Source organism: Fibrobacter sp. UWH5, from assembly GCF_900142505.1.
GTDB lineage: Bacteria > Fibrobacterota > Fibrobacteria > Fibrobacterales > Fibrobacteraceae > Fibrobacter.
On record NZ_FRBB01000033.1, the window covers coordinates 1 to 9,301 of the forward strand.

A 9,301-nucleotide genomic window follows, 5' to 3' on the forward strand; every position below is an offset into this window, starting at 1 on the left:
CTCAACACAATCAGGCTGGGCGTGTCAAACGCAAGGATCGAGGCGACGAACAACAAGATAAAGCTACTGATACGGACTGCCTATGGCTTCAGGAATATGAACAACATGCTGTCGCTGATAATGTTGAGCTGTTCCTATGTAGATGTAAAGATTGCCTACGAATGGGAATCGGAATCGAGAGAATCATCTAGCAAGGCTGCCTAAATGCTTCCACACATGTTGATGATGCCTCATTTTTTTGATTCAATTAAGTACGATTTAAACGCATCAAACGGATTTTGCATTTTGCGTATATCGTCGTATGGTTTATGAATCTTGTTGAACAAGGATTCTTGTATATCCTGGTTCATGTCAAGCATGTAACGTGGGCTATGAGTAACTGCTACATTAGAAACACATTCCTCAAATGGTCTATACTTGATTTGAAACGGATTCTGTTTTGCGCAGAATACTTGGATTCTGCTCACATCGGGAATTCGAGTGGATTCCATAATGCTTCCACCCATAACTTTCCAGGAATTAGACTTTGTGCTAAGTGTTTTGACTTCGATGCCGAATGCTTGTCGTTCGTTAATTCTTGCAACAATGTCTGGAAATTTGTGACCGCTTATATATTGAATTTCCCAAGGTAAATTCAATTCTTTTGCAGATTCTTCAACTGCATTGCTTACGTCAATTTCAAAGGATTTCCAAAAATCACCTTTGATTTTTCCACAATTTGCCGATTGCAACTTTGTTTTTGTACAATCCAATAGTTTTTGAAAATCTGCTATGGTCTGATTTTCACGATGATTGAGATTTTGTCCGACGGATATAGACATGACTAAACTCCGAAAAGATCATCCCAAATGAATTCTAGTCTTTTGCCGATTGCATAGCCAAGTAATGGCGGCACCGCGTTTCCAATAACTTTATAAGCTTCGGACGAACTGACCTTGTTTACCCCATCGTTGAATATGAATTCATACTCGTCGGGGAATGTCTGAATTCTAGCACACTCTCTTACGCTAAGTCGCCTTTCGTGAAGGCCTTTTGCGAGTTCTTCACTATGGGTTCCTCCGTGCTCTACGTTTAAACGACGAAATTCAATATTTCCGTGATGTTCACTTCGGATTGTCGGCCCGATATCGTTTAAATCAATTTCAGCACTACCTTGCATTTTCCCGTAATACTTGGCTTTAGAAAACATTTGCTGAGCTTTGTCGCTTGATGCGTCGGGTTCCTTGAGGCCTACAAAAGCATCCTTGCATGTGACAATTTTTTGTAATCCATTGCCATGTGTTTTTAGTGGGTATGGGTAGAATTTTGAATGCGCTCCGTTGGATTCTAAATCTGCGAGAACTTTCGGGTCTGCGTACTTACGTGAAATTCCAATGAATACAACACGTTCTCGACTTTGAGGAACTCCGTATTCCCAAGCCTTTAAAACTTGAGCGTCAACAACACAATAACCTTCATCGATATTTCTAAAGTCTGCTTCAATTATTTTCTTAGCATCACCAAGAGATACCAAGCCTTTCACATTTTCCGCTATGAAAATTTTTGGTTTGACAATTTCAATAACCTGTTTCATCCAGAGATAAAGAGTACCACGAGATTCGTTATCGGCGTGTTCCTCTTTTTTGCCGTTGTGACTTTTTTGCGAATCAAAGCCAAGACGTTTTCCTGCAACGGAAAAATCCTGACAGGGAAATCCTCCCGTAACAACATCGATATTGAGCGGGAATGAAAAGGTCTTTTCGCTTGATTTCTTTACAAGATCAACGATGGATTCCAGATGATAAATTCCATCGACTTTTTTTCTGGAACCAAAAAAGTGGTTCCAAGATTTTTGTGCACAAGGTAAAATGTCGTTTGTGAATACGGTTTCAAAGCGACTGTTGGATAATTTGACGAAATTCTTGTCTATGCGCTCTTTTATCCAGTCTGGATGAATTTTTTCATTGACTGATTTACTTAAAACTGAAAAGCCGCCTTCAAGACCTAAGTCTAGACCGCCACAACCGGAAAACAATGAAAGGACCCGAAGGGCTTTCTTTCTTGACGCCATATCGCCTCGGTGTTCCAATGGAACAGGTGAAAGTTTCCGTTTTCACTTCTGTTCTGGGTACACCTGTGGCGTGCCAGCTTAAAGTAAGCCCAAAAAGAACTCATCCGATTGGATGAGTCCCCCTTGATCCTATTCTTGGTGTGTTAAAAGTTGGTCGTTTTCAAGGACACAAGAACGGGAGCAAAAACAATTGTTCTGCCCTCATTCAACCGTTTTGTCCATAGAAAAAGCGTGAACCGTAAGGCCTGTCTGTCCTTAGGCAACGACCAAGAAGCCCACACAACGACAAGCACAAACGATTCACGCCAATATGACGTGAATTATCTGCCTTATCCTTGGTTGCTAAAAGTTGGTCGTTTTTAAGGACACAAGAACAAGAGCATAACTCTAATACCAGGTCGTTCAGCTCTGCTTTCACAAGGCTGAACTATGTCATTCTCTAATATACAAAAAGTTTGATGACTGCGTTAGGGATGGAAGTGGCGAAGCCATTCGGACTCGCGCATTGCTTGATTTGCGCTGTCTCATGGAGCGCGAGGCTGAACGGACGGGGAGCGGAGCGAGCCGATAACGCGACAGCCCGACCCCGGCGGCGGTTCTGTTGTGCGTGTCCTGGGAGCCGGGGGAACGCCCAAAAGTAAATTTTTAGTTTCGAGAACTGGTGATCCCGTTATCTATTCCAGTTCCTGCTTGAGCATTTCCAGGAAGAGCGCTGCCGGCTTGCTGAAGGCGGCGTTCTTTTTATAGACGGCCACTAGGCCCACTTCTCGGGCGGGGCGCAGGGGGATGAATTTCAGTTCGCTATCTTCAGAAGTGTTGATGATTTTGTCTAGGCCAAGGGCGCAACCCACGCCTTCCTTTACCATGAGGGAGGCGTTAAAGAGCAGGTTGTAAGTGGCGATGACATTCAGGGGAATGCGGCCCAGCCATCCTGAAAATTCGTTGCTCCTGAAGGACTGCCTAGAAACAATCAGCGGAATTTTCGTTAGGTCTGCGGGCTTTATAAATTTGCGTTCTGCAAGTTCCGAATCTCTGCGGACGAGGAGCCCCCAGGTGTCCTTGCTTTGCAGGGCAAGGTAATCGTACTTCTGCTTGTTTACGGGCTCAATGAGAATGCCGAAATCCAGTAAGCCCTGGTCCAGTTTTTCGGTCACGTCTGCGGCGTTTCCGCTGAACAGGTTCAGGCGGACTTGAGGATGTTTTTCATTGAACTTCTTGAAGACTTTGGCGATGACTCGCATGCCGTCGGTTTCGCCGCCGCCTACGAAAATGTCGCCGGTAAGTTCCTGTTGGCTTGAGACCTTGAATTCGTTTGCGGTGCGTTCTGCAAGGGCCACGATTTCTTCGGCTCTCTTGCGAAAGTGAATGCCGTCTTCGGTAAGGATGGTCTTCTTGTTGGAACGTTCAAACAGCTTTACGCCCAGCTCTTCTTCCAGTTCCTGCATTTGGCGGGAAAGGGTGGGCTGGGTAACGAACAGCACATCGCTTGCCGCTTTGGAAATGCTTTCTTCCTGGGCGACGGCTAAGAAGTATTTGAGGGTTCGAAGTTCCATGGAGTGAAATATAACTTTACTATCCAAATACACAACCCATCAGCAGCACAGAACATACCACAAAAACAAGTACTGTTGCGATACCAAGAATTTTCCACTTGAGGGAAAATTCTTTTTGGTATATGCCCAATCCAACATAGGGAACAAAACTCAACAACGCTGGCATGATGTAGCGGAAATCGTTGCTGCAGGCATAGGGATATTTGTAACGCAGGTAACCCAATGCTGCAAAGAACAGGATTCCCTGAATAAAAAGAATCCAATGGTAAACATCCAGTTTTGTTTTCCACCAGCCGCGAATCGCAAATACGATCAAGCCCAGGAATGACACGCTAATGAAGGATGCCAAGGTCTTACCCAATGCGGTTTCCACAAGTTTGAATTCTCCAAACAGGGAAGATTTGAGGGCGTAATTGAGAAAGTATTCTCTGCCCAGACCGTTGGCCCATGCGCTGGTATAAGGTTCCGTTAGGAAAGACTTCAGATCAAAATAAAGATAGTTTCCGGCTTCGTTCCCGACTTTCAAGCCCGAGTGCAGACTGTTTGCGTTGGAAACTAGGCCTCCTTCGCCCATTATTTTTTCGAAGGCCAATCCAACAAAGATTAGAAATAATAAAATCCAGCTTGTGATTTCTGGTTTGGTTGGTGTAATTTTTTTTGGCGAACGATTTTTGAGATAGCCTGCAACAGCCATCAGTATTACAAGAGCCAAAGAGATAAAGCCTGTGGATTTTGTCCAGATTGCAAGAGCTGCGCAAACCACGGCGAAAACAAGGGACGAACCTTTCCTATACCTAATGTAATTGAAGCCCGAAAGCAGGCAAAGAACATGCAGTGCAATGAACATCTGGTCGTTCCCGATTCTTGGAGCGACTAAAAGTAAGGTTGGCCACACCGTCCAAAGGGCCGCGGCAACAATCAGGCTTTTTCCATCCACAAGACTCTTTAAAAACGCAAGACCGCAAATCAATACGAGAATTGAAAGTGCCAAACTAAATAGCTGAACGCCAGCACTTGATGCAAATCCTAGCAGGCTACTCACGATAAGCGACGGTGCTGCCACCGTGTAATAAACAGGTGGATGGTAACAGGTCCAGCATTCATCCGCTGCAGGAATCGCAAGGTTATCCGCAATATACTGAATGTACGCCAAATGACCTTCTACATCATTTGCAAATTGTGTGTAGGGCAAGGCTCTGAACATGGCGAACCGCAGGAACACTCCGAACACGACGCAAAGAAGTAAAAATGAATGCCACTTGCGGCGTTTGCATAAGGATGCAAGAGCTAATCCCACAAGGATTGCAATCACGATTTCCAGGGCGTCCGTAAAGCCAGTCCCCTTTGGAAAAACATTGATTCCTCCGGGGCCGCCGCCATTTTTCAGGGTAAGTTCATAAGTCGTTCTGGGGCCGACGCGGTGGGGCGCGGTAACAGAATCTGCCAGCACAAATCCCTTGCTGTAATTACATCTGCCAGAATAATCCGACAGGGGAATGTCTGTGCCGTTAATCGTTAGCGATTCTGCGCAATCATCGGGGATGATGTTCAGGTCATAGTGAAGATTCAGCGGATTTGAGATGATAAAGCTAACGCGAAAATTTTCGCCCTGCATCATTTTTCTGGAGATCGGCAGCGATGTCTTTTCGTCGTTTTCTCCTTGGTGAAGAATCACGCTTTCCACACGGATTTGCCCGTATTGCAAAAATGCGAAACACGCAAGAACGCCGACGATGCAACGAAATTCAAAATTTCCAAGAATTTTCTTAAGCACATTTTTCATTTTTTTTTGCCTTCGTGGTATTCTTCTTCGGTATTGACATTCCAAAGATCCGATTTGTCAACGGAGCCTTCGCGAATACACTTTACGGTTTCCATGGCTGTCAGCATACTGTGATCCATGTTGTTGTATTTGTGCATGCCGTTACGGCCCATCAGGAACAGGTTTTCGATGTTGTCCAGATATTCGCGAATTTTATGGAATTCGCCATAGGTTCCGAAGTAGGCCGGATAAGCCTTCTTGACGCGGAATACAACGGAATCGCGAACTGACTCCGGCTTTGCCACATGAATCCTGTCCAGTTCTGCAATGGCAAATTGGATGAAATCGGCATCGGACATAGTCCACATTTCCTCGCCTTCGTTAACGAAATATTCCAGGCCAATCCAAACCTTGGATGGATCACTAACTAGATATGGACTCCAGTTGTTGAACACCTGAATGCGACCCAGCTTTACATCGCTTTCCTGAACATAAATCCAGTTGTCCTTTACGTTTCCTATTTCAAGTTTATCCAGCAGCAGGCCGACGGTCATAAAATCCCGATAGACGAGTCCTTCCGCAACCCGCTTTACTTCGGCGGGAACAGAAGTCTTGGGCTGATCCATGGCGGTTACCAGTTCCTTCACGGGCATGGAGCTTAGGAAATAGTCGCATGGAATTGTCTCGACGCCTTGACCGTTGTCAACGGAGACACTCACCACGCGATTCTCAATCCGATTTACGCCCACAACCTTTGCGTTCATCACAATTTCACCGCCCATGTCAAGGATTTTCTGGGCGACGGTTTCCCAAAGCTGGCCAGGCCCAAGTTTTGGATATAGGAACTGGCCGATTAAACTTGTTTCGGTATTTTTCTGACGGAATTTATCTGCGCTATCCCTATCAATGGCGCGTCTATTACTTTTGAAAATTTGCTTTACCGCATGAACCACAGTCTTTGTAATGGAAAGCCCTTTAATTCGCTGGCCGCCCCATTCCGGGCTGATTTTATTGCAGGGAACACCCCAGAGCTTTTCGGTGTAGTCCCTGAAAAAGGTTCTATAAAGTTCAACGCCGAAACGGTTGATCATAAAATCTTCAAGACTCTTTTCGGAACGGGCAGGAAGCAACTGCACCTTAAGATAGCTCAGGCCAATTTTCATCATTCGCCAAAATCCAAGTCCGCGAATGGTATTTCCGTTCAAGGTTACGGGGTAGTCGAAGAGTTTCCGCAGGAACAAGATGCGACTTAGCCGGCTACGGCAAAGCATGACCAAATCGTCTTTTTCTGGATGGGGCCCGTCCTTGGATTCCAGGGGAAGAATGTTCAGCCACCAGTCCATAACAGCATCGCTCTTGCTGAAGAATCGATGGCCTCCAATATCCATCCTGTTGCCTTTGTAGCAAGCCGTCCGGGAGATTCCGCCAATTGCATTTTCTGCTTCAAAGATTACAGGCTTTACATTTGTGGTGCGAAGTAAATCCAATGCGGCGGTCAAGCCTGCTGGCCCGGCACCTGCGATGATAGCAATTTTTTGGGATTCATTTTCAGTGGTCATGTCAATCCTTTTTTTTCTCGGAACAAGGTCAGCTTTCGCGCTCCGAAGTTCCACATCAAAACAACTGCCGCGGCAATCATCTTGGAAATCATTTCCTGCCCATGGAGCGAGTCCACCAGGAAAACCATCAACAGTTCGTTAAGCGCAACACCTGCAAAACCAATCACGGCGAATACGGCAAACTCTGCAGACTTACGCATTTCAAGCCTGCGTTTGCAATCCGAGAAAACCCACCTGACGCTAAGGGCATAGTTGAGTACCAGACCAGCAACCAATCCGATGAAATTCGCAAGCAGATAATGCCACCCTAGAACATACAGGCAAAAAGCGAATAGCCCAAAATCCACTAGAAAGGCAAATCCACCCACTAGTAAGTAACGTGCTAGTTGCGCTAGCACTCCTTTTATTTCAACCATAATGTTATCGTTTAGTTTTTACAGCAGAGAAGACTTGAACCATTCTCCGTAGGCAAAAGCGTCAGGATTTGCAATTTTCTTTAAGCTTTGGTACAAAATAATCTACAGAAGTCTCAGGAACATTTGCCGCACAATGCATCTCAAGAACTGCATCTTCCTCGCAACCGAGACCAATGTACGCAACGCTATGTTCTATAAAGCCTTCGGCCTGTTTGCAAAAGTTAAGGAACGCTTCACGATCTTCTGCACATTTTCCCTTATTGCCGCCATAAACTCCACTAATCGAATAAACGGGTTGAGTTTGTCCCTCGACAAAGCTCCTTAAACTTACTGTTAAATAGCTATCGCCATTTTCAAAGGTCTTGACCTGTTGCAGGGAGGACTCTTCTCGATAGACGTTTACGACACAACCTTTTTGATTTTGGTCCAGTTTTTCATATACCGTTTCTTTGGGCGTTTTAAAAACACGATATGTAGAATTTGTACCCCTGTTCATTTCGACAATAGCAGATGTGTCTATTTTAAATCCTTCAGGAATCAGTCTTTCATTAAACCATTCCCCATAGGAAGCTGCTTTTGCGGAAGGAGAATAACAGCCTTCCTCACATTTCCAGATTTCGCTCTTGAATATCTGATTTTTTCTTGTGGGTTTCATTGAAGTGATTTCGCCATCGCAATCTTCAAACAAGAAATAAACGGGAAAATAGTTCATGCTCTTCATGCACGATCCACCCGGGCTAATGCTAGTAAATTCTATCTCGTTGTTTGCAACGCTACTTAATACATGGCCCGTAGGTTGTGCGCCATCATTTACGAAAGTCGCGTAATACTTGCATTTTTCCCTGCTTTCGTAAGCAACATCCCTCATTAATTTCGACGTCATTGGAAAGCACTTTGCCATATCTGTTTGGGCTATTTCCTTCAAGATAGGTTTGTCTGTTAAATCAAAGGAACTGTTCATGAAATCTATACATTCCATAGATGCAGAACCGTTATAGGCAATCACATGGTTGTCAAAAGTAAGTTCATCAACACTGGAAACATATTGCAAGACATAGCGCTCAAGGGTCTGGTGATAGTTTACCGCAACTGAAGTATCGGTAGGCGTAATTATCGGAGAATCAATACTACTAGACGATGAAGAAGTCGGCTCCTGATACGACGACAAAGATTCAAATCGTCCCGTTGAAGATTGAGCTTTTTTAGATAATTCTGCGCATCGATTAACGGTTGCATTTTCAAAACGAGTGAACAGGATATTTATTGAATCTGCATGTACATTGGAAAGTCGACAAGCGCCATCGAAAGATCCATTCTTGCAGCCATTACTTAAAGTAAAGAATTCATTGCCGGCTTGGCTTTCACATTCGCTCTTGAAGACATTGTAGGCGGAATCGCACTTTACTCCCATGTGACCGCCATTAAGCGTGGATACGACAAACCCTTCCTGAATTAGGAATGTCATTGCTAGACTTGTGCTATCTGCGGTACATTCAGCTCGCGCACCAGAGCCATCTTCTGCTAATGCTAGTTTTCCACCATCAATTCTAGCATAGGCTGATTCTTGCAGACTTGTTCCATAGCTATACCATTCGTTAAGCCGTTCCTCAGAAACGGCATTCTGGTCCTCAATAGAACCGCCAGCAACCTTGTCTGATTCGGAACATGCAAACAAGAATAAAATCAGCAAACAGAATAAGGCAACTTTATCGAATTTCATCTTTTTTTAGAGGCATCATCAACATGTGTGGAAGCATTTAGGCAGCCTTGCTAGATGATTCTCTCGATTCCGATTCCCATTCGTAGGCTATCTTTACATCTACATAGGAACAGCTCAACATTATCAGCGACAGCATGTTGTTCATGTTCCTGAAGCCATAGGCAGTCCGTATCAGTAGCTTTATCTTGTTGTTCGTCGCCTCGATCCTTGCGTTTGACACGCCCAGCCTGATTGTGTTGAG

General features: G+C 44.7%; 9 protein-coding genes. 1 reads left to right on the forward strand and 8 read right to left on the reverse strand.

Going from position 1 to position 9,301, the window contains the following annotated elements; all coding sequences use genetic code 11:
- On the forward strand, positions 1 to 204 hold a 204-nt coding region (locus tag BUB38_RS15240), incomplete at its 5' end, for a transposase (RefSeq protein ID WP_139258420.1).
- 26 nt (positions 205 to 230) lie between these two features.
- Here the strand turns inward: BUB38_RS15240 and BUB38_RS15245 are convergent.
- The 8 genes from BUB38_RS15245 to BUB38_RS15280 form a co-directional block, all read right to left on the reverse strand.
- A complete protein-coding gene (locus tag BUB38_RS15245; protein WP_073161594.1) occupies positions 231 to 821 on the reverse strand; it encodes a hypothetical protein in 591 nt (196 codons plus the stop codon).
- 2 nt (positions 822 to 823) lie between these two features.
- A complete protein-coding gene (locus BUB38_RS15250) occupies positions 824 to 2,050 on the reverse strand; it encodes a DNA cytosine methyltransferase (protein ID WP_073161595.1) in 1,227 nt (408 codons plus the stop codon).
- Positions 2,051 to 2,724: 674 nt separating this feature from the next.
- On the reverse strand, positions 2,725 to 3,630 hold the full coding sequence (locus tag BUB38_RS15255) for a LysR family transcriptional regulator (RefSeq protein ID WP_217650899.1): 906 nt from the start codon (positions 3,628 to 3,630) through the stop codon (positions 2,725 to 2,727).
- Positions 3,623 to 5,377, reverse strand: coding sequence for a glycosyltransferase family 39 protein (locus tag BUB38_RS15260; protein ID WP_254794978.1), 1,755 nt, complete (start codon positions 5,375 to 5,377; stop codon positions 3,623 to 3,625). The genes BUB38_RS15255 and BUB38_RS15260 overlap by 8 nt, the downstream gene beginning before the upstream one ends.
- Positions 5,378 to 5,382: 5 nt before the next feature.
- Complete coding sequence (locus BUB38_RS15265; RefSeq protein ID WP_073161598.1) at positions 5,383 to 6,924, reverse strand: NAD(P)/FAD-dependent oxidoreductase; 1,542 nt, start codon at positions 6,922 to 6,924, stop codon at positions 5,383 to 5,385.
- On the reverse strand, positions 6,921 to 7,340 hold the full coding sequence (locus BUB38_RS15270; RefSeq protein WP_073161599.1) for a GtrA family protein: 420 nt from the start codon (positions 7,338 to 7,340) through the stop codon (positions 6,921 to 6,923). The genes BUB38_RS15265 and BUB38_RS15270 overlap by 4 nt, the downstream gene beginning before the upstream one ends.
- A gap of 61 nt (positions 7,341 to 7,401) precedes the next feature.
- Positions 7,402 to 9,060, reverse strand: coding sequence for a hypothetical protein (locus BUB38_RS15275; protein ID WP_073161600.1), 1,659 nt, complete (start codon positions 9,058 to 9,060; stop codon positions 7,402 to 7,404).
- Between the two features lie 37 nt (positions 9,061 to 9,097).
- Positions 9,098 to 9,301: transposase (locus tag BUB38_RS15280; protein WP_139258420.1), on the reverse strand; the 204-nt coding region annotated here is incomplete at its 5' end.

Excerpts from the sequence above, each read along its gene's own strand:
- BUB38_RS15245 (WP_073161594.1), bottom strand. The coding sequence starts at position 821 with ATGTCTATATCCGTCGGACAAAATCTCAATCATCGTGAAAATCAGACC.
- BUB38_RS15270 (WP_073161599.1), bottom strand. The coding sequence starts at position 7,340 with ATGGTTGAAATAAAAGGAGTGCTAGCGCAACTAGCACGTTACTTACTA.
- BUB38_RS15250 (WP_073161595.1), bottom strand. The coding sequence starts at position 2,050 with ATGGCGTCAAGAAAGAAAGCCCTTCGGGTCCTTTCATTGTTTTCCGGT.
- BUB38_RS15275 (WP_073161600.1), bottom strand. The coding sequence starts at position 9,060 with ATGAAATTCGATAAAGTTGCCTTATTCTGTTTGCTGATTTTATTCTTG.
- BUB38_RS15265 (WP_073161598.1), bottom strand. The coding sequence starts at position 6,924 with ATGACCACTGAAAATGAATCCCAAAAAATTGCTATCATCGCAGGTGCC.